Annotated in this window: 17 protein-coding genes; 13 read left to right on the top strand and 4 right to left on the bottom strand. The window is 63.3% G+C overall.

The genetic code is table 11. The features are described 5' to 3' along the window. Nucleotides 1–445 precede the first annotated feature (445 nt). On the bottom strand, nucleotides 446–1,360 hold the full coding sequence (locus HWY05_RS02360; protein WP_176057268.1) for a glutaminase: 915 nt from the start codon (nucleotides 1,358–1,360) through the stop codon (nucleotides 446–448). A gap of 160 nt (nucleotides 1,361–1,520) precedes the next feature. On the opposite strand from HWY05_RS02360, the gene HWY05_RS02355 reads away from it, so the two are divergent. Then, the gene (locus tag HWY05_RS02355; protein ID WP_176057267.1) at nucleotides 1,521–2,276 is read left to right on the top strand and encodes a helix-turn-helix transcriptional regulator; all 756 of its coding nucleotides are present in this window, start codon (nucleotides 1,521–1,523) and stop codon (nucleotides 2,274–2,276) included. A gap of 11 nt (nucleotides 2,277–2,287) precedes the next feature. Here the strand turns inward: HWY05_RS02355 and HWY05_RS02350 are convergent, their stop codons facing one another. After that, nucleotides 2,288–3,874, bottom strand: a complete 1,587-nt coding sequence (locus HWY05_RS02350; RefSeq protein WP_035563375.1) for a DHA2 family efflux MFS transporter permease subunit — start codon at nucleotides 3,872–3,874, stop codon at nucleotides 2,288–2,290. Nucleotides 3,875–4,147: 273 nt separating this feature from the next. Here HWY05_RS02350 and HWY05_RS02345 point away from each other — a divergent pair, with 273 nt between their 5' ends. The 3 genes from HWY05_RS02345 to HWY05_RS02335 all read left to right on the top strand — a co-directional run bounded on the left by HWY05_RS02345 (nucleotide 4,148) and on the right by HWY05_RS02335 (nucleotide 7,145). Next, nucleotides 4,148–4,807 carry a dienelactone hydrolase family protein gene (locus HWY05_RS02345; RefSeq protein ID WP_035557914.1) on the top strand — a complete coding sequence of 220 codons (660 nt, stop codon included), beginning with the start codon at nucleotides 4,148–4,150 and terminating at the stop codon, nucleotides 4,805–4,807. 191 nt (nucleotides 4,808–4,998) lie between these two features. Beyond that, on the top strand, nucleotides 4,999–6,051 hold the full coding sequence (locus HWY05_RS02340) for a rod shape-determining protein (RefSeq protein WP_176057266.1): 1,053 nt from the start codon (nucleotides 4,999–5,001) through the stop codon (nucleotides 6,049–6,051). Nucleotides 6,052–6,356: 305 nt separating this feature from the next. Then, a complete protein-coding gene (locus HWY05_RS02335) occupies nucleotides 6,357–7,145 on the top strand; it encodes an alpha/beta hydrolase (RefSeq protein WP_176057265.1) in 789 nt (262 codons plus the stop codon). Nucleotides 7,146–7,169: 24 nt separating this feature from the next. On the opposite strand, the gene HWY05_RS02330 is transcribed toward HWY05_RS02335, so the two are convergent. Continuing rightward, on the bottom strand, nucleotides 7,170–7,571 hold the full coding sequence (locus tag HWY05_RS02330) for a hypothetical protein (protein ID WP_035557907.1): 402 nt from the start codon (nucleotides 7,569–7,571) through the stop codon (nucleotides 7,170–7,172). Between the two features lie 419 nt (nucleotides 7,572–7,990). Here HWY05_RS02330 and gltA point away from each other — a divergent pair, with 419 nt between their 5' ends. The 5 genes from gltA (at nucleotide 7,991) to HWY05_RS02305 (ending at nucleotide 14,941) form a co-directional block, all read left to right on the top strand. After that, nucleotides 7,991–9,289, top strand: coding sequence for a citrate synthase (gene gltA, locus HWY05_RS02325; protein WP_035557905.1), 1,299 nt, complete (start codon nucleotides 7,991–7,993; stop codon nucleotides 9,287–9,289). A 314-nt stretch (nucleotides 9,290–9,603) separates the two neighbouring features. After that, nucleotides 9,604–11,877, top strand: a complete 2,274-nt coding sequence (locus HWY05_RS02320) for an amylo-alpha-1,6-glucosidase (RefSeq protein ID WP_035557902.1) — start codon at nucleotides 9,604–9,606, stop codon at nucleotides 11,875–11,877. 98 nt (nucleotides 11,878–11,975) lie between these two features. After that, complete coding sequence (locus HWY05_RS02315) at nucleotides 11,976–12,830, top strand: MurR/RpiR family transcriptional regulator (protein WP_176057264.1); 855 nt, start codon at nucleotides 11,976–11,978, stop codon at nucleotides 12,828–12,830. Between the two features lie 169 nt (nucleotides 12,831–12,999). Continuing rightward, nucleotides 13,000–14,328, top strand: coding sequence for an aspartate aminotransferase family protein (locus HWY05_RS02310; protein ID WP_176057263.1), 1,329 nt, complete (start codon nucleotides 13,000–13,002; stop codon nucleotides 14,326–14,328). Nucleotides 14,329–14,386: 58 nt separating this feature from the next. Next, on the top strand, nucleotides 14,387–14,941 hold the full coding sequence (locus tag HWY05_RS02305) for a carboxymuconolactone decarboxylase family protein (protein WP_176057770.1): 555 nt from the start codon (nucleotides 14,387–14,389) through the stop codon (nucleotides 14,939–14,941). Between the two features lie 135 nt (nucleotides 14,942–15,076). Here the strand turns inward: HWY05_RS02305 and HWY05_RS02300 are convergent, their stop codons facing one another. Continuing rightward, on the bottom strand, nucleotides 15,077–15,385 hold the full coding sequence (locus HWY05_RS02300; RefSeq protein ID WP_176057262.1) for a DUF4148 domain-containing protein: 309 nt from the start codon (nucleotides 15,383–15,385) through the stop codon (nucleotides 15,077–15,079). A gap of 359 nt (nucleotides 15,386–15,744) precedes the next feature. Here HWY05_RS02300 and HWY05_RS02295 point away from each other — a divergent pair, with 359 nt between their 5' ends. From HWY05_RS02295 to HWY05_RS02280, 4 genes are all read left to right on the top strand, one after another. Next, entirely contained in the window at nucleotides 15,745–16,170 is a 426-nt protein-coding gene (locus HWY05_RS02295) for an OsmC family protein (protein ID WP_176057261.1), read from the top strand. Nucleotides 16,171–16,395: 225 nt separating this feature from the next. Next, nucleotides 16,396–17,244 carry an isocitrate lyase/phosphoenolpyruvate mutase family protein gene (locus HWY05_RS02290; RefSeq protein WP_176057260.1) on the top strand — a complete coding sequence of 283 codons (849 nt, stop codon included), beginning with the start codon at nucleotides 16,396–16,398 and terminating at the stop codon, nucleotides 17,242–17,244. Between the two features lie 73 nt (nucleotides 17,245–17,317). Continuing rightward, a complete protein-coding gene (locus HWY05_RS02285) occupies nucleotides 17,318–17,956 on the top strand; it encodes a TetR/AcrR family transcriptional regulator (protein ID WP_035557886.1) in 639 nt (212 codons plus the stop codon). A gap of 31 nt (nucleotides 17,957–17,987) precedes the next feature. Beyond that, a complete protein-coding gene (locus tag HWY05_RS02280) occupies nucleotides 17,988–19,460 on the top strand; it encodes an MFS transporter (RefSeq protein ID WP_081936210.1) in 1,473 nt (490 codons plus the stop codon). Nucleotides 19,461–19,631: the final 171 nt, after the last annotated feature.

The raw sequence follows: 19,631 nt of genomic DNA, 5'->3' as shown, positions 1-19,631 counted from the left end.
AGATGCATCGTAAGATATATATCTAAAGATAGTTTGTCAAACATCTTTTTTGCGATATGACCGTTCGCCGCTCCGGTCACATGACGAAATGTCATTGAAAAGGCAGCACTTATGCGTCGAAAAATCGCTTAGGCGGTCTGGAATGCTTGCTTGGGTGGTATCGACGAATTCAGGGGCAACGAACGTGTTCGTGGTAAGCGGCGGGAGCGAGGCAGGGCAGGTCGACGGCGCGCGTGCTACTGGACGCCAGGTAGCAAAGCCGGCACGTCATTTAGACAATAGATGGATTCAACTCGGGTTACACCGAGTTCGAGGACGACATGAACGAACGCGAGGGGATCGGAGGATGTTGGCGGAACGGGTGAAGCGCGCCAGATAAAACAGCGAACGCCACAGCGTGGTGCGTGATGGCGAAGCCGATCACGCCCCACGCTGTCGATAAAAATCAAAAAATCGACTGCCCCGTAAACGTGGTCAACCACTCAAGCGCCAGCACCCCCGCCAGCGAATTCCCATTGCTATCCAACCCCGGGGACCACACGCACACCGCCATCTCGCCCGGCAGCACCGCCACGATCCCGCCGCCTACGCCACTTTTCGCCGGCAAGCCGACCCGATAGACGAAATCGCCCGCCGCGTCATAGGTGCCGCACGTCAGCATCAACGCGGAAAGACGCTTGGCCGAACTGGTATCCAGGATCCGCTCGCCAGTAGCCGGCACCACGCCATGATTAGTCAGGAACAGCGCCGCTTTCGCGAGCTCGACGCAACTCATCGAGATCGCGCATTGACGGCAGTAGGCGTCGACGACTACCTCCGGCGGCATCTCCATGTTGCCGAAGCTCGCCATGAAATGCGCCATCGCGCGGTTGCGGTGCGCGTGCTGCAATTCCGATTGCGCGACGCGCGAATCGTAGTCGATGCCGGTTTCGCCGGTCAGCCGTCGCATGAATTCGACCAGCGCGGTTTCGGCCTGCACGAAACGGCGGCACAACACGTCGGTCACGACCAGGGCGCCAGCGTTGATGAACGGATTGCGCGGTTTGCCTTGCTCGGCTTCGAGCTGCACCAGCGAGTTGAATGCGTTGCCGGACGGCTCGCGTCCCACGCGCTGCCAGAGCGCGTCGCCGAGTAGCCGGAACGCCATCGTGCAGGCGAACAGCTTGGAGATGCTTTGAATCGAAAAGCGCGTGTCGGCTTCGCCGGTGCGGAACACGTCGCCCGACGCCGTCACGATTGCCATGCCGAAGCTGTCGGCGCGGACGTTGGCGAGTTCGGGAATGTAATCGGCGACCTTGCCGGTGCCCAGATAAGGCTGCAGATCGCGGTGAATCTGTTCGAGGATGGATGCGTAGTTCATTGGGCTCGGACCGTCGAAGCCGCGATTCTACTGGCAAGGGCGCCCAAGTGGGACCTGCGTGGAAGGCGTGGCCAGGTCGCAAACGCGTAGGGTAGGCCGTCGCACGGCTTATGCTAATCTTGCTGCCTTTCCGCCCATAACCGGGCAAAACGGACGCCTGATGGAAGCTTTCGATCCAGACCTCGTCGAGCCGACGCCATTCGTGGTCAGCGAGCGCCATGACGCGCTGGATGAACCCTGGCGGGCGTATCGGCGCGCGCGGTTGATTCACGTCAGCGCAGGCGTGCTGACGGTGCTCACGGAAACGGGACGTTGGGTGGCGCCGCCCGGCCACGCGGTGTCGATGATGCCCGACGTGATGCACCGCCTGTCCGCCAGCCGTCCGGTTCAGTTTGTTTCGCTGTACGCCGGCAAAGACGCCGCGCCGCTACCGTCGCAAAGCGGCGCGATCGCGCCTGATCGATTGGTGGAAGCTTTATTGACCGCCGCCGCGGAACTGCACTACGACCAACCCTACGACGAGCCCGCCAAACGCCTTCTGCAAGTGCTGCTGGATCGCCTCGCGCGCGTGCCCGCCGCGCCGCTCGGGTTGAACTGGCCGCGCGATCCGCGCATCCAGCAGATTGCCGACGCGTTGAACGCCGACCCGACAGTGTCGGCGGTACTCGACGAGTTAGCCGCGAGCGCGGGCGTGACCGCGCGCACGGCGGCGCGTCTGTTCGTCAAGGAAACGGGCCAGACCTTCGGTCAGTGGCGTCAGCAGTTGCGCTTGCTGGTCGCGCTGGAACATCTCGGCGCCGGTGCGAGCGTCACGCAGGTAGCGCTCGATGTGGGCTATCAGGACGTGTCGTCGTTTATCGCGGTGTTCCGCGATGTTTTCGGCGACACGCCGGCGCGTTATTTCCGCTCGGGTTGACGCTCACACCCTCAATGCGCGCCCGCCGCATCCGCACCGCCGCCACCCTTGGCCGGCCGCGTGATCCAGATCAGCGGAATGATCAGAATGAAGATCACCGCCGACACGAAGAAAATATCGTTCAGGCCCATCATCGCCGCTTGCGTGTTGACGGTGAAATCGAACAGCGCATGCGCCGATTGCGTATTCAGATGCAGTAGCGTCTGCGTGGATTCGATCTGCTGATTGAACACCGGGTTGGTGACGGATGCCTGCTCGGTGAGCCGTTCATGATGCAGCACCGTGCGGTTGTTCCACTCGTTGCCCGCGATCGACGTCCCCACCGCACCGCAAAACACCCGCGCAAAGTTCGACAAACCCGCGGCAGCCGGAATTTTGCTGGGTGGCTGGCCGGACAGAATGATCGACGTCAGCGGCACGAAGAACAGCGCCATCGGAATGCCTTGCAGCAGCGTGGGCAGCACCAGGTGCCACGTATCGATTTCGACCACGTATTTCGAGCGCATGTAAAACACGATCGCAAAACCGATAAACGCCAGCGTGGCGATCACGCGCGCGTCCGAGCGCGGCAGCACACGGCCCATGACCGGCGCGAGCAGCACCGCGAATATGCCGAGCGGCGCGGTGACGAGGCCGGCATCCACCGAGCGGTAGTTCAGGTACTCCTGCATCCATTGCGGCAGCAGCACGAGATTGCCGAAGAACACACCATACGCGACCGAAATCGCAATCGTGCCGCCGAGAAAATTGCGCTGCTGAAATAGCCTCAGGTCGACGATCGGATGTTCTTCGGTCAATTCCCACACGAGGAAGAACGCGAAACTGATCAGCGCAGTAATGCCGAGAATCACGATCACCGGCGACGAAAACCAGTCGAGGTCCTTGCCTTTGTCGAGCATGATCTGCAGCGACGCGACCCAGGTGATCAGCAGGCCGAGTCCCACCACGTCGATAGGCGGCTTGCGGGTGGGCGACTCGCGCGTGCGATAAATCATCCACGTCACGCCGGCCGCAAAGATGCCGACCGGAATGTTGATATAGAAGATCCACGACCAGCTATAACTGTCCGTGATCCAGCCGCCGAGCGCCGGGCCCGCGATCGGGCCGACGGTCGCGGTCATCGCCCATAGCGCGAGCGCGGTCGACGATTTCTCCTTCGGATACGAGCCGAGCAGAATGGCTTGCGACAACGGAATCAACGGGCCGGCCACCGCGCCCTGGAAGATCCGCGCGAGCAGCAGGATAGGCAGCGTCGGCGCAATGCCGCACAACCACGAAGCGAGCACGAACGCCAGAATCGCGCCGACAAAAAGCTTCACCTGGCCGATGCGCTGCGTGAGCCAGCCGGTCAGCGGAATCGACACGGCGTTAGCCGCCGCGAACACGGTGATGACCCACGTGCCTTCATCGACCGAGACACCGAGGTTGCCGGAGATGGTTGGGATCGCAACGTTCGCGATCGACGTGTCGAGCACGTTCATGAACGTGGCGAGCGCGACGGCGATGGTCGCCAGCACGAGTCGGCCACCTTGCAGTGGCGGTGGCGGTGCGGGCGGTGGCGGTGACGCCGAGGCAGGCGCGGACGAGGGCTGGCTCAACGGATTCTCCAGATCGGGATGCGGCGACGGGGCCGCTGATGGCCTGCCACGCCCGCGCGGCGGGCGCCGCGGCGAGACGGCCGGATGCTCGCAAAAGAATACCCGCAATCACGCCCGGGCGTCGTCGAACTCCGCAGACAGGGCGGCGGAAACAAAGCCGGCAGCGTATGCTCGCGGCTGAAGCCGTAAGGGCACATGGCGGCAGGCTGCCAGGCAAGGCCGTCGCGTGCGGAACCACACAACACGAAACATCAGCGAAACAAGGGATCAGATATGGCCTGGGAGCAATTCGAACACGGCTGGCGGCGCGCACCGGCAACGGCGCCGGCCAAAGGTCTCGTCGTGCTGTTGCACGGCGTCGGTAGCAACGCGCGCGATCTGATGCCGCTCGCGGACATCTGGAGCGAGAGTCTGCCGGACGTCGCGTTCACGTCGCTCGACGGCACCGACGCATTCGACGGCGGCTTCGGCGGCCGCCAATGGTTCAGCCTGCGCGAGGTCAACGAAGGCAACCGCGAAGCACGCGTCGCCGCCGCCTATCCGGCACTGCGCACCGTGCTCGACGCGGAACTCGCGCACTGGCGCGTAGCTTTCGACCGGCTTGCACTGGTGGGTTTCTCGCAAGGCTCGATCATGGCGATGCATCACGTGGCGACCAGCGCGGAGGGCGCGGCCGGCGTGGTTGCGTATTCGGGGCGGCTCGCGTCGGTGGTCACGGTGCACAACGGCACGCCGCTCACGCTGATCCACGGCGAAGACGACGAAGTGATCCCGGTGCAGGAACTGGAATACGCCGCCGACACCTTCAGCAACGCCGGTTATACGGTCGACGCCTACGCGCTGCCCGGCATTGGTCATACGATCAATGCCGACGGCGTCGCGCTCGGCCAGGAAGCGCTGGAGCACGCATTGGGAGCTTTGTCGCGCGGCTGACACGGCCCCGATTGAAAAGTGGCCCTAAAGATTTCGATCTGCTTGCCGTTAATAGCTCATTAGCATGAAAATCACCCCCGCCGCGCGGACCGCGTTACGTCCTGCTGGGCGTGCCACGCGGCTCGGGTGACCGGGGGCGCACTTTTCAGACTGCCCGGTATGGGCGGATAACGACACAACAGAGCCTTCTTATGGCCAAACCGACGCCGCATTACCCGCTTTTCGATCGCCTGTTCCGTCATTCCGTGGCGGTGGACCTCGGCACGGCCAATACCCTGATCTATACCGACGACGGCGGCATCGTGCTGAATCAGCCGTCCGTGGTCTGCTTCGAGAAACAGCCTGCTTCCGGGGCGCAACGCGTCGCCGCGGTCGGCACCCAGGCGCGTCAACTGCTCGGCCGCGCGCCGCGCAACCTCGAAGCCGTGCGGCCGATGCGTCATGGCGTGATCGCCAACTTCTCCGCCGCCGAACACATGATTCGCCAATTCGTCGACATGGCGCGGCCACGGCCGCTGTTCAGCCGCCGCGCCGCGTTCACGCTGTGCGTGCCGGCCGGCGCGACCCAGGTCGAACGTCGCGCGATCAAGGAAGCAGCGGTTGCGGCGGGCGCGTGGAAGGTGAGCCTGATCGGCGAATCGCTGGCGTCGGCGGTCGGCGCGGGCTTGCCGGTGTCTGAGGCGACCGGTTCGATGGTGGTGGATATCGGCGGCGGGACCACCGAAGTCGGGGTGATCGCGCTCGGCGGCATGGCGTACAACGGCTCGATTCGCGTGGGCGGCGACAGCTTCGACATGGCCATCATCAGTTACGTGCGCAATCTGTACGGCGTGCTGCTTGGCGAGCAGACCGCCGAGCACGTCAAGAAGAGTATCGGTTCGGCCATCCGCGACGTGCCGGCCGAGCACATGAACGCAACCGGCCGCAGTGTCGACGACGGTTTGCCGCGCACGGTCCAGTTGAGCAACCACGATATCGCCGATGCGATCGAAGGCCCGCTGCGCCAGGTGATCGGCGCGGTGAAGCGCGGCCTCGAACAGGCTCCGGCCGAACTGGTGACCGACATCGCGAACAACGGCATCGTGCTGACCGGCGGCGGCGCGCTGCTGAGCAATCTGAGTCGCCGCCTGACGAATGAAATCGGACTCGAGGTGCGCGTCGCCGACGAACCGCTCACCTGCGCAGTACGTGGCGCGGGCGCGGCGGCGAGCGCCGGTTTGCTCGACGATCTCGCGTACGAATGAGCCGGCGCGGGCCCGCCCGCGTCGTTGCCATCGCGATTGCCGGTGGCGCAATCCGGACCCCACGCTGAGTGCAGCACCGCTGCATCGCGTTGAACACCTGCCACGCGGTTCGAGTGGCTGTGTGACAATACGCCACGCGTCCCACTTGCAGGGACGCGGACTCGCTTTTTCTTTCAATTCAATTTCAAGCCGGTAACGCTGAATCCACGCGTCGCCGCGCTGTCCGTGAACCACCCGTGAATCAATCTGTTTCCGCTTCGTCCCCGTCGTCGTCTTCCTTTGTCGAACTCCAAAGCGGTTTGCGCATGCCTTACGTCGAAGCCGGCGAAGGCGAGTTGCTGCTGTTCGTGCATGGCTCGCTGTGCGATCTCCGTTACTGGCAACCGCAACTCGCGGGACTGTCGAAGCATTACCGCTGCGTCGCGGTGAGTCTCACGCATTACTGGCCAGTGACCGATACCGAACCCGACTTGCCGTTCAGCTGGAGCGAACATGCGGACGAAGTCGCTGAATTCATCGACCGTTTCGGCATGGGGCCCGCGCACGTGGTGGGGCATTCGCGCGGCGGCTGCGTGGCCTATCATTTCGCGCGACGTCACCCTGGGCGAGTGCGCACTTTGACGCTCGCCGATCCGGGCGGTCCGCTGCAGATTGCCGGGCGTCCACCCGCGAGCTTGCCGGAAACGGTCAACGCGTTACGCGCCAAAGCCGCGCAATTGATTGAAACGGGGGAAGTGGAAGCCGGCTTGCAACTGTTCGTCGACTCGGTGAGCCGACCTGGCTTCTGGGCGATGAGCACGCCGGGTTTCCGGCAGATGGCGACCGACAACGCGCACACGCTCGCGCGTCAATTCCGCGATCCGTTGCCGGCGTATGTGCGCGACGAAGCCACTGAAATTCGCTGCCCGGTCTTGCTGATCGACGGCGAAAAGAGCCCGCTGATGTTCCGCCGGGCCGCCGACGCATTACAGGAATGGTTGCCGAATGCGCGCCGCGAGACGGTGCGCGGCGCGTCGCATGGGATGAACCTGGCGCATCCGTCCGCGTTCAATCGCTATGTGCACGAGTTTATCGGCGCGATCAACGCGGGTTGAACGCGCGGCAAGCCTGCAAAAAACTCAAGCTTTGCGATGGGCGTCTTTGTCGAGCGCGAGTTCCGCCGCTTCGCCAACCAGACCGTGGTAGTACAGATGCACGCCGATCGCGAGCGAGTCGTTGCGGATTTCGTGGAACGCTTTCCACGCTTTCACCGGGTCTTTGAACAGCAGATAGTGCGCTTCCTGCGCGATCAGATCCGCGACTTCGTGCAGGCCGTGACCGTGCAACACGTCGACGAGCGCGTCGAGGCTGCGATGGGTACGTGCGTCGGTGCGCGGGTAGAGCATGTGCAGTACCGCTACATCTTGCGTCTTCAGCGCTGCTGACAACGCGACCACGATGTCCTGATGATTCAGCGCAGTGACGATGTTGTCTTCGTTGTGGACATGGTCCGGAAACAGCGTTTCGAGAGAGGCGTTCATCGGGTCCTTCCTTTGTTCTGGCCGATTAAAAAGGCCCGCCGTCAACCGGCGGGCCAAAGACAGCATGTGTTCGCAGGGGAAGCAAAACACGAAGCCAGTATCGCAGATGGATTCCGCCCGCGCAGCTTGACTACCGCAAAACATTGTTGCAACGAGCGCGCTAGCTTTCATTTCAGCGGCGCTTGTAAATAGTTGCACGACGCGTTTGCGCGCAGCCAGCCGGCGTGCGTTTCAGCGCCGTCCGCGGCAACGAATGTTGCGCCAGTCGAGATGGATTGTTGCGGCCAATCGTCGCAATGAAGGCCCCTCTGGACCTTAGAATGCGAAGCGGAGCCTGAGCATGCCAACCCGGTCATAGCACGCTGTGACGATCGAGCATGCCGGCACGTGTGCGATGTGACAGTAAAAGGAACGTGTAGATGAACTCGAAGACACACGCAACGCTGAGCTTTTCCGACAGCGACCAGACTATCGATCTGCCGATCTATCAAGGCTCGCTCGGGCCGGACGTAATCGACATTCGCAAGCTTTACGGCCAGACCGGCAAGTTCACGTACGACCCGGGCTTCATGTCGACGGCGGCCTGCAATTCGGAAATCACGTATATCGACGGTGACAAGGGCGAGCTGCTGTATCGCGGTTATCCGATCGACAATCTGGCGCAAAACGCCGACTTCCTCGAAACCTGTTATCTGCTGCTGAAAGGCGAATTGCCCACCGCGCAGCAGAAGGAAGAGTTCGTCGAGACCGTCACGCAGCACACGATGGTGCATGACCAGATGCATTTCTTCTTCCGCGGCTTCCGTCGCGACGCGCACCCGATGGCGATTCTGGTAGCGGCCGTCGGCGCGCTGTCGGCGTTCTATCACGACTCGCTCGACATCAACAATCCGCTGCATCGTGACATTTCCGCGGTTCGCATGATCGCGAAGCTGCCCACGCTGGTGGCGATGGCGTACAAGTACACCGTCGGTCAGCCGTTCGTTTATCCGAAGAACGAGCTTTCGTACAGCGCGAATTTCATGCGCATGATGTTCGCCAATCCGGCCGAAGAGTACGAAGTCAACGACGTGCTGGTGCGCGCGCTCGACCGTATCCTGATCCTCCACGCGGACCACGAACAGAACGCGTCGACCTCGACCGTGCGTCTGGCTGGTTCGTCGGGCGCGAATCCGTTCGCGTGTATCGCGGCCGGTATCGCGTGTTTGTGGGGGCCGGCACACGGCGGCGCGAACGAAGCCGCGCTGAACATGCTGGAGGAAATCGGCTCGGTCGAGAACATCCCCGAATTCATCGCGAAGGTGAAGGACAAGAACTCCGGCGTGAAGCTGATGGGTTTCGGTCACCGCGTCTACAAGAACTACGATCCGCGCGCCAAGCTGATGCGCGAAACCTGCTATGAAGTGCTGGAAGAACTGGGCCTGCACGACGACCCGCTGTTCAAGCTGGCCATGGCGCTGGAAAAGATCGCCTTGGAAGACGACTACTTCGTGTCGCGCAAGCTGTACCCGAACGTCGACTTTTACTCGGGTATCGTGCAGCGCGCGCTGGGTATTCCGACCGCGATGTTCACGTGCATCTTCGCGATGGCGCGTACGGTCGGCTGGATTGCGCAGTGGAACGAAATGATCGCCGATCCGGAACAGAAGATCGGTCGTCCGCGTCAGCTCTTCGTGGGCGAGACGCAACGTGAAGCGAAGCCGCTGGCACAGCGGTAAAGCAATCGTGTGGTGCATGACGATTGGCTGAAACAATTTACTTCCGTTCACCGGAAGTAAGCCGATGAAAGGCGCGAGCGATCGCGCCTTTTTTTATGGCCGCTGCCGGCGCTGCGTTGCGTCGTTGCCGCCGCCGCCGCGAAAACCCTGCACGTCCTGTGCCACGGAAAAAAATCCGAAACTCCGCCGTGATAAGTTCGTCTGACGCGGGTAGACCCTCTACAATCGGAAGCGACCGGGCTGGTCCCAGTAGCAACCGGATGGGACACCGAACGCACCATGAACGCACAAGCGAACCCATAGGAGTGACTCTGATGCAGCAGCCAGAAGCCCTCGGCGGCCTTTCGGGCGGAATCGATCATCACGAACCCGAGCCGGACGGCGCATTCATCCCGACGGAAAATCTCAACGTCGCGAGCGCCGCCCAGCATGTGCTGAAGTCCGGCGACACCTTCATCGTCAACGATCCGCTCGGCGATATCACGGGCCACGACGACGGCCTGTTCGTCAACGACACGCGGGTGCTGTCGCAACTGCGGCTGACTTTCGGCGGCCGCGCGCCGTCGCTCTTGTCGGGCAGTGTCAGCAGCGACAACACGTCGTTTACCGCGCATCTGACCAATCGTCCGCTGCCGCCGCTCGGCGGCGACAGTACACCGGAGGGCGTGATCCACGTCGAGCGCGTGCGGGTGCTGTCGGGCACCGTGCTCAACGAAGCGATCGAACTCACCAATTACGGCACCAGCGACGCCACCGTGCCGCTGTCCATTTCGTTCGCCAGCGACTTCCGCGACATGTTCGAAGTGCGCGGCCTGAAGCGCGACAAGCAAGGCCGCATCGAACCCGCACGGATTGAAAACCGCGAGGTGCTGCTCGGCTATCTGGGTCTCGACGACGTGGCGCGCAACGTGCAGATCGCGTTCTCGCCGGAACCGGACAAGCTGTTCGCCGACCGTGCCGATTACACCGTCAAGCTGCCGGCGCAGGCGTGCGTGTCGATTTATCTGTCGGTGGCGGTGCAGGTCGTGCCGCAAGCGGGCAAGCCCGCCGCCGAAGTCTCCCAGCCCACTCACGCGCAGAGTGAAGCGCACATGTCGCAGATCGACGCGGAGCGTCCGCGCGTCGGCCGCGCCGCGGTGCGCGCCGCGCTGGTCGACGCCCACCTCGTGATGCGCGAGCGCCGTCGCGTGACCGCGAGGGTACGTTCGAGCAATCCGCTGTTCAACGCATGGATCGACCGTTCGCTCGCCGACCTGGGTCTACTGACCACGGACCTCGCCACCGGTCCGTATCCGTATGCCGGCATTCCGTGGTTCTCCACGCCGTTCGGTCGCGACGCCGTGATCACGTCGCTGCAGACGTTGTGGTTGCAGCCGCAACTGGCGGCCGGTGTGTTGCGTTTTCTCGCCGAGCATCAGGCGCGTGAAAACTCGCCGTTCCGCGACGCCGCGCCCGGCAAGATCATGCACGAAATGCGCAAGGGCGAAATGGCCGCCACGGGCGAAGTGCCGTTCGCGTTGTACTACGGCGGCGTCGACACCACGCCGCTGTTTATCGTGCTGGCCGGCGCCTACGCGGCACGCACGGGCGACCTCGCGCTGATCGACGAATTGTGGCCGGCGCTGGAACGCGCGGCGCAATGGGTCGCGGGCGTGTGCGACAAGAACCGTTTCGGCTTGCTCGACTATCAGCGCGAGTCGGACGGCGGTCTGGCGAATCAAGGTTGGAAAGACAGCCACGACTCGGTGTTTCATGCCGACGGCCGCTTTCCCGACGGCCCGATCGCGCTCGTCGAAGTGCAGGCCTACGCGAGCGCCGCGTTCGACACGATGGCGCACTTCGCGAAGCTGCGCGGCCTGCACGAACCGGCCGAGCACTACAGCGAACGCGCGAAAAAAATCCGTCAGTGCGTGGAAGAAAAGTACTGGATGGAAGAGTCCGGCTTCTACGGCATCGCGCTCGACGGTCACGGCGAACTGTGCCGCGTGATGGCGTCGAACGCGGGCCATCTGCTGGCCTTCGGGTTGCCTGCGCGCGAGCGCGGCGAAGCGGTGGTGCGCGCGCTCGACTCCACGCTGTTTCATACCGGCTGGGGCGTGCGCACGCTGGCCGCGAGCCAGGCGCGCTTCAACCCGATGGCGTATCACAACGGCTCGGTCTGGCCGCACGACAACGCGCTGTGCGCGCGCGGTCTGTCGCGCTATGGCGGTAAAGCGGCCGCCGTTCGGCTTCTGCAGGCGCTGTTCCAGGCGGCGGTGAATTTCGACATGCGTTTGCCCGAGCTGTTCTGCGGTTTTCCGCGGCGACGCGGCGAGCCGCCTACCGCGTATCCGGTCGCGTGTCTGCCGCAAGCCTGGGCAGCGGGCTCGCCGTTCATGATGCTCGAAGCGTGTCTGGGCATCACGATCGACGCCGAGCGCCGCGAAGTGCTGATCGAACAGCCGATGCTGCCCGAAGGCATCGACTGGCTCGAAGTCGGCGATCTGCGGGTCGGCGATTCGTCGGTGTCGATCACGTTCCGCCGCATTGGCGAGAAGGTGGTTGCGTCGGCCGAGCAGGGCGATGTGCGGGTGGTGGCGCTGTTGTAAATCGGCGGTAAAACCGTGTTGTCACTAATGTTGGATGCGATGTGCCGGGTGGTAACATTTGTTGTCATCCTCATCGGCCGTTCGCCCGGTACATCCGCATGCCAGACAGTTTCGACCAGCTCGCCGCCCTGATCAGGGCGCGCTTTTCCGAACTGAGTCCGCAGTTCCAGATGGGAGCGGGTTTCCTGCTCGATCATCCCGACGAGGTCGCGGTCTCGTCCATGCGCAAAGTGGCCGAGCGTGCGCAGGTGCAACCGGCTTCGCTGGTGCGCCTGTCGCAGCAACTCGGTTTCCCCGGCTGGAACGAATTGCGCAACCTGTTCGTCGCGCGCGTGCGCACGCGGCCCGAAGCCCTGACCAGCCGCGCCCGCTCGCTGGTCAAATCGAAAGACGCGCTGGCTATCGATCTGCTGGCCGCGCAACAGCACAATCTCGCGGTCACCGCCGCGCACAACGGTCGCGCGATCGTGGAGGCGGCGCGCCTGTTACGGCGCGCGCCGCATGTGCATGTGGCCGGTTTCCGTTCCTGTTATGCGGTGGCTTTCGGGTTCGTCTACGAGTATCGGCTGTTCCGGTCGTCCGTGTCGCTGATCAACGGCGAAGCGGGCACGCTGGAAATGCAGTTGCGTTCGGTCGAGCGCGATAGTGCGACCGTCGTCGTCAGTTTTGCGCCGTATTCGGTGGAGGCGGCACGCGTGGCCGAAGCCGCGCAGGAAAAAGGCAGCAAGCTGATCGCCATTACCGACAGCGCGGTCTCGCCGATCGCGTTGAATGCCGACAAGGTGCTGATCTTTTCGCACGAGAGCCCGTCGTTCTTTCCGTCGCTGGTGGCGGCGACCGCGATTACCGAATCGCTGGTCGCGCATCTGCTGGCGCTGGAAGGCGCAGACGCGGTCGAGCAGCTCGCCATCGCCGAGCAGTCGTTGCACGCCAAGGGCGCGTACGTCCCTTGAAAATGTCCGTTTGAATTGAGGTAAAAACCACCCGGAGCAGCATGGCTCCGGGTGGTTCACGCTCATGCTAGTTGACAACAAATGTTGTAATATCGTATAAATGCGGATCGATTGTTGAATCAGTGCTAGCCGTGCTGTGAAAGCAGGATTTGCCAGGAAACCGACCACCATGTCCACCGTCTTCCATCGTTCGCCGAAGCAGTCGCTGCCGGTTGCCGTCGCGGGCGACGGCATCGAAATCATCGACTCCACCGGCAAGCGCTATATCGACGCGTCCGGCGGCGCCGCCGTGTCGTGTCTCGGCCACAGCAACCAGCGCGTGATCGACGCGATCAAACGGCAGTCGCAGCAGTTGCCGTACGCGCACACGTCGTTCTTCACGACCGAGGCCGCCGAGGAACTCGCCGACCGTCTGGTCGCGAGCGCGCCCGCCGGGCTCGAGCACGTGTACTTCGTGTCGGGCGGCTCCGAGGCGATCGAGGCCGCGCTGAAACTGGCGCGTCAGTATTTCGTCGAGAAGGGCGAGCCGCAGCGTCGGCATTTCATTGCGCGCCGGCAGAGTTATCACGGCAATACGCTGGGCGCGCTGGCGATTGGCGGCAATGCGTGGCGCCGCGAGCCGTTCCTGCCGATCCTGATCGAGGCGCATCACGTCAGCCCGTGTTACGCGTATCGCGAGCAACACGCCGACGAAACCGAAGAGGCCTTCGCGCAACGTCTCGCCGATGAACTCGAGCAGAAGATCCTCGAACTCGGCGCGGATTCGGTGGCGGCGTTCGTCGCGGAAACGGTGGTGGGCGCAACGGCCGGCGCGGTGCCGCCGGTGCGCGGGTATTTCCGCAAGATTCGCGCGGTGTGCGACCGCTACGGCGTGTTGCTGATACTTGACGAGATCATGTCGGGCATGGGCCGTACCGGCTATCTGTACGCCTGCGAGGAAGACGGCGTGGCGCCGGATCTGCTGACCATCGCCAAGGGCCTCGGCGCGGGGTATCAGCCGATTGGCGCGACCCTGGTGAGCGATCGTGTCTATCAGACGATCGTCGGCGGATCGGGCTTTTTTCAGCACGGGCACACCTATATCGGCCACGCGACCGCCTGCGCCGCCGCGCTCGAAGTGCAGCGCGTGATCGTCGACGAACACCTGCTGCCGAACGTGCTGGCGCGCGGCGAACAGTTGCGCGGCCGCTTGCGCGAGCACTACGCGCAGCATCCGCATATCGGCGATGTGCGCGGACGCGGGCTGTTCGTCGGTGTCGAACTGGTCAGGGACCGCGCGAGCAAAACGCCGTTCGATGCCGGCATGAAACTGCACGCGGCGATCCGGCGCGAAGCGTTCGCGCGCGGCTTGATGGTGTATCCGATGGGCGGCACGGTCGACGGCAAGATCGGCGATCATGTGCTGCTGGCGCCGCCGTTCATCTGCACGGTACGCGACATCGACGAGATCGTCGGGCGGCTGAGCGACGCGATTAGCGGCGCATTGGCCGCCGTGTGATGCCGAGCGACTTCTCATTCACCTTTCCGACCACGCCACGCGACCTGCGAGACCGATGATGACCGAGCGTTTGCCTCACTTCGACCCGTCCGACGCCACCCCCGAACAGAAGGCTGTGCTGGACGAAATCCTGTCCGGTCCGCGCGGCAATCTGAACGGGCCGTTTCTCGGCTGGATTCATAGTCCCGAACTGGCGCAGCAGGCGCAGCGCCTGGGTGCGTTCTGCCGCTACCGGACGGGGTTGCCGCTGCGCCTCTCGGAGCTGGCGATTCTGGTGACTGCCGCGCGCTGGCAGGCGCAGGCGGAGTGGACCATCCACTATCCGATCGCGTTGGAAGCGGGCGTGCCGGCCGCGGATGCCGAGACGATCCGCCAAGGTCATCGTCCAGATTTCGTGGACGCCGACGACGCGCTGATCCACGATTTCGCGAGCGAGCTGTACGACACGAAACGCGTGTCGGACGCGACCTATGCGAAGGCGGTCGAGCGCTTCGGGCATCAGGTGGTGATCAACCTGGTCGGCTTGCTCGGCTACTACGCGCTGGTGGCGATGACGTTGAACGTGTTCGGCATGCGGGCGGTGGGGCAGGAGAGTTTGCCGTTCGACGAATAACGGCGTTCTGAACCAGGCGCATTCGATCTTTGCGCTGCAAACAAAAAGCGCTGAGGTGGCGAGCTAATTCGCCACCTCAGCGCTTTTTTACTGCTACAGCCAGACCCCTTCGTTGCCGCCTGAACTGCGAGCTTCTTACTGCCCGCGATACGTCGAGAACAGGCGTTGCTGCACCGACGTCGGCGCGCCAGCCGCCGACGACCCGGCGCTCGTCCCGCCCACATCCTGCGAACCTTGTTCAGCGACTGCGACCGGGACCGCGTTTTGCGGCACGGTCTTCGGATAGGTGGTGTCGTTCTGGTTCAGGAGCCCCGCTTGCTGCGCGGCAACCAGTTCGGCGCGAACCTTGGCGCGCGTCACCGGGCCATTCGTCTGCTGCGCAAACGACACGGCCGGAACGAGGAGAGCGGATGCAACGACCACAGCGGAAATAAGCGATTTCATGATGACCTCCGGTATTCGATTGTTGGAGAGACCGGGTGGAATGCTGTGTCCCGATCTGTTGAAATCAGTCTATTTCTTGCAAGGTCCGTGAAAAAGCCGTGTTCCAGAGAAAGATTGTTACTGATATTGATATGGTTGCTGAGGTGGGTTCCGTGCTGGACGTTTATGGCACCGTCACGGCGTTAGCACACGGAAGCGCCTATGATGAAGTTCGATTTCCGCCCGAGAGGGTACAACTCGCAACTGCGTTGCGTGGGACCAGAGTGAGCGCTGAAGCGCTAACGCTGGTTGAGCGCAACTTCGTTGCATGGGACCAGAGTAAGCGCTAAAGCGCCAACTCTGGTCGACAGGAGAAAGCGATGAAGCGCAAAGCATCAGCAGTCTGGCAAGGCGGCCTGCAAGACGGTAAGGGCTCGATTTCCACCGACAGCGGCGTCCTCAAGGAAACCCAGTACTCGTTTGCGACCCGCTTCGCGGACGGCATCGGCACGAATCCGGAAGAGCTGATCGCGGCTGCGCATGCGGGGTGTTTCTCGATGGCGCTATCGGCGGAACTGGGCAAGGCCGGCATCACGCCCGAACGGATCGGCACCACGGCCACCGTCACGCTGGATAAAGACGGCGGCGGCTTCTCGATCACCGCCGTGCATCTCGATGTGGCCGTGAAGATTCCAGGCGGCGACAAGGCCGCTTTCGACAAAGCCACGGCGGATGCCAAGGCGGGTTGCCCGGTTTCCAAGGTCCTGAACGCCACCATCACGCTGGACGCGAAGCTCGAAACCTGAGCCGCAACCTGAGCGGAAACCTAAGCCGCAACCTGGCTTGAAACCTGAGTTCCAACCCAAGCCGCATCGCGAGTTGCCGCTTTCAAACCCGCTGTCATAATGCGGCAAGCCGGTGCGCGGGCTGACCCCGCCACCGGCTTTTCTCGTTGCTCGCAAGCCTCCTCAACGATTCACCGCTGCGCTGCGGCAACCTGCCGGGGCTGGCGGTCTTCCATGGAACCGTCAATGACAACGCAATCCGACAAAGCACGGCAATTCCAGTCGTATCACGCCGCCGGCGAAGCCTTCATCATCCCCAATCCGTACGACATCGGCACCGCGCGACTGCTCGCGCTGGCCGGCTTCAAAGCGCTCGCTACCAGCAGCGCCGGCTACGCGTTCACACGCGGTTTGCCGGATAACGCGATCGGCCGCGCGCAGATGATGCTGCACCTCGCCGAGATCGCCGGCGCTACCGATTTGCCCGTCAGCGCCGATCTGGAAAACGGCTTCGGCGACGCCCCCGAAGATTGCGCGGAAACCATTCGCCAGGCGGCGGCGGCCGGGGTCGTCGGCGGTTCGATCGAAGATTGGACCGGCCGCGACGACGACCCGATCTATTCGTTCGAGGCCGCCGTGGAGCGCGTGCGCGCCGCGGTCGAAGCCGCTCGCGCGCTGCCGTTCCCGTTCACGCTGACCGCACGCGCCGAAAACTATCTGACCGGCCGTCCCGATCTCGACGATACGATCCGCCGTTTGCAGGCGTATCAGGAAGCCGGCGCGGACGTGTTGTACGCGCCCGGTCTGAAGACGCGCGAAGAAATCGCCACGGTGGTCAGCGCGCTGGACCGGCCGGTCAACGTGTTGATGGGCCTGCAAGGCGTCGTGCTCAGCTTCGACGAATTGCGGGCGCTGGGCGTGCGTCGCGTGAGCGTCGGCGGATCGTTGGCGCGCGCGGCGTTGGGCGCATTCCAGCGCGCGGCGCACGAGATGCGCGAGCACGGCACGTTCGATTTCACGAAAGAAGCGGCCAGCGGGAGTGAGATGAATCAGTTGTTCACGGCGGCGGACCAGAAGTGGCGAAAGCCGGGCTGAGCGGCGAGCCAGCCCGTGGGTCTACGAAAACTCGACCTTGCTTTCTTGAACGGGTAGTCATAATATCCATCCCATGAAGCAATCCGGTTCTCCCAATCAATCGGCGAAGAAAGCAGGTGCGGGGTGTCCAAGAGGCCGGCCGCGCGAGTTCGATACCAACACGGTATTGGCGAGCGCGAGCCAGGTGTTCTGGAACCACGGCTACCACGCCACTTCGATCGACGACCTGTGCAAGGCGACCGGCCTGTTGCGCGGCAGCCTGTACGGTGTATTCGGCGACAAGCACGGCATCATGCTGGCCGCGCTGGATCACTACGCGGAAGGTTCGGTCGCGCGGCTCGCCGAGCGGCTGAACGCGCCGGTCCCGGCTGAGGAAGCGCTGCGCAACGCGTTGCTGCATTACGCGCGGGTTGCCTGCGCATTGACCGGCGAACGTAGCTGCTTCATCACCAACACCACGCTCGAAATGCAACCGGGCGACGACGAGCTGCGCACCCGCGTCGCCGCGATTCAGCGGCGCATGGCGACCTTGCTCGCGGCGTCGGTGATTCGCGGCCAGGCGAGCGGCGGATTCAATGCCACGCTCGACGAAAAAGCCGTCGGCGATTTCCTGCTGTGCGTCATGCAGGGGTTGCGCGTGATGGGCCGCGTCGCCCATCAGGAAGACGCGCTGATAAAAATCGTGGACGTCGCGATGCGCGCGCTCGTCTAAATTTTTTTGCCTAATTTTTGAACGATCGGTCATGAATTGTGAAGCAATCAAGTCCGCTGCGGCGGCGACCCCGAAGCAAACCGCGCCGCGCGGTGAACGGCAGGGGCTCGCGCTGGCCGTGCTGTTCGTCGGCGCGTTTCTCGCGCCGCTCGACTACTTCATCGTCAATCTCGCGCTGCCGTCGATTCACAGCGGCCTGAACGCCACTAACGCGCAGTTGCAACTTGTGGTGTCCGCGTACGCGTCGTCGTATGCGGTGCTGCTGATCACGGGGGGACGGCTCGGCGATCTATATGGCCGCCGTCGCATGTTCATGACGGGCATGGCGGCCTTCGTGATCGCTTCCGCGCTGTGCGGCTTCGCCACCAGCGGCCACATGCTGGTGATTTCGCGGATCGTGCAAGGCATCGCCGCCGCGGTGATGGCGCCGCAGGTACTCGCGACGGTGCGCGCGGTGGTGCCGCTGCATCGGCAGACCAAGGTGATGAGCCTGTATGGCTTCATGTTCGGGCTGTCGTCGATCGTCGGGCAACTGGGCGGCGGGGCGCTGATCACGTATCACCCGTTCGGGCTCGACTGGCGGATCATCTTTCTGATCAACATTCCAATCGGCATCGTGGCGTTCATCGGCACGTGGAAGTTCGTGCCGGAAAATCAGCCGGCCACCCGCGCGGGCATCGACCTGAAGGGCGTGGCGTTGCTCTCCGCGGTGCTGCTGCTGATCATTTACCCGTTGACGCATGGCCGCGAAGCCGGCTGGCCGGTGTGGACCTTCGTGATGTTCGCGCTCGCCGTGCCGGTCTTCGCGCTGTTCGTGACGACCGAGCGGCGGGTGGAGCGCAGCGGCGGTTATCCGCTGGTGGATCTGCAATTGTTCCGCAATCCGGCCTTCGCACTGGGTCTGGTGCTCGCGTTCCTGTTCTATTGCAACAGCGCGTTTTTCCTGACGTACGGGATCTTCCTGCAGACGGGGCTGCACTGGACGCCGCTCGCCTCCGGCATGGCGATCATGCCGTTCGCGCTGGGCTTCGTCGCTGGACCGTTGACGTCGCCGATGGTGGTCAAGCGGATCGGCAGTCACGTGCTGACGCTCGGCTTCTCGATGATGACCGTCGGCTTCGCGATCACCGGCTGGGCCTCCGCCCACTCCGTGACGCCGGATCTGCCGTTCTATCTGGGGCTGGTGTGCGCGGGCATCGGCAACGGTTTGCTGCTGCCGTCGATTGTGCGCATCGTGCTGCTGGAAGTGCCGCCGGAGAAGGCCGGGCTCGCGTCGGGCGTGGTCTCGTCGACCTTGCAGATCGGCTCGGCGTTCGGCACGGCGGCGATCAGCGGCGCGTTCTTTGGTGTGATCGGCGGTCATTCGACGGCCACCGCGTACGCGCATGGCTTCCAGTTCAGCCTCGCGATCAATGCGCTGCTGATGTTCGTATGTATCGGTTTGAGCGTGCTGCTGGTGCGGCATCAGCAACATGCGCTGCGCCTCGCGACACAGCCGGTTTGAAAATCGCGGGCCGGTTATCGTTTTCAGCAAGCTGGCCGGAAATTATTATGCACTTTCAACAAACCGTAATATCGGGCATAGCTTATTTGCCGGTGAGCGCGTCGTTCACAGGTAATTCCGTTTGCGGCGTTTGACGGGGATCACAATAAACCCGGATAACGGTATGTAAGC

The sequence above is a fragment of the Paraburkholderia sp. BCC1876 genome (assembly GCF_902833695.1).
In the GTDB taxonomy this organism is placed as follows: Bacteria; Pseudomonadota; Gammaproteobacteria; order Burkholderiales; family Burkholderiaceae; genus Paraburkholderia.
The sequence above is the reverse complement of the archived record's forward strand: the minus strand, read 5'-3'. Positions and strand labels throughout refer to the sequence as shown.

Coding starts and splice junctions, on each gene's coding strand:
- HWY05_RS02360 (WP_176057268.1), bottom strand. CDS start 1,360: ATGAACTACGCATCCATCCTCGAACAGATTCACCGCGATCTGCAGCCT.
- HWY05_RS02355 (WP_176057267.1), top strand. CDS start 1,521: ATGGAAGCTTTCGATCCAGACCTCGTCGAGCCGACGCCATTCGTGGTC.
- HWY05_RS02345 (WP_035557914.1), top strand. CDS start 4,148: ATGGCCTGGGAGCAATTCGAACACGGCTGGCGGCGCGCACCGGCAACG.
- HWY05_RS02340 (WP_176057266.1), top strand. CDS start 4,999: ATGGCCAAACCGACGCCGCATTACCCGCTTTTCGATCGCCTGTTCCGT.
- HWY05_RS02335 (WP_176057265.1), top strand. CDS start 6,357: ATGCCTTACGTCGAAGCCGGCGAAGGCGAGTTGCTGCTGTTCGTGCAT.
- HWY05_RS02330 (WP_035557907.1), bottom strand. CDS start 7,571: ATGAACGCCTCTCTCGAAACGCTGTTTCCGGACCATGTCCACAACGAA.
- gltA (WP_035557905.1), top strand. CDS start 7,991: ATGAACTCGAAGACACACGCAACGCTGAGCTTTTCCGACAGCGACCAG.
- HWY05_RS02320 (WP_035557902.1), top strand. CDS start 9,604: ATGCAGCAGCCAGAAGCCCTCGGCGGCCTTTCGGGCGGAATCGATCAT.
- HWY05_RS02315 (WP_176057264.1), top strand. CDS start 11,976: ATGCCAGACAGTTTCGACCAGCTCGCCGCCCTGATCAGGGCGCGCTTT.
- HWY05_RS02310 (WP_176057263.1), top strand. CDS start 13,000: ATGTCCACCGTCTTCCATCGTTCGCCGAAGCAGTCGCTGCCGGTTGCC.
- HWY05_RS02305 (WP_176057770.1), top strand. CDS start 14,387: ATGACCGAGCGTTTGCCTCACTTCGACCCGTCCGACGCCACCCCCGAA.
- HWY05_RS02300 (WP_176057262.1), bottom strand. CDS start 15,385: ATGAAATCGCTTATTTCCGCTGTGGTCGTTGCATCCGCTCTCCTCGTT.
- HWY05_RS02295 (WP_176057261.1), top strand. CDS start 15,745: ATGAAGCGCAAAGCATCAGCAGTCTGGCAAGGCGGCCTGCAAGACGGT.
- HWY05_RS02290 (WP_176057260.1), top strand. CDS start 16,396: ATGACAACGCAATCCGACAAAGCACGGCAATTCCAGTCGTATCACGCC.
- HWY05_RS02285 (WP_035557886.1), top strand. CDS start 17,318: ATGAAGCAATCCGGTTCTCCCAATCAATCGGCGAAGAAAGCAGGTGCG.
- HWY05_RS02280 (WP_081936210.1), top strand. CDS start 17,988: ATGAATTGTGAAGCAATCAAGTCCGCTGCGGCGGCGACCCCGAAGCAA.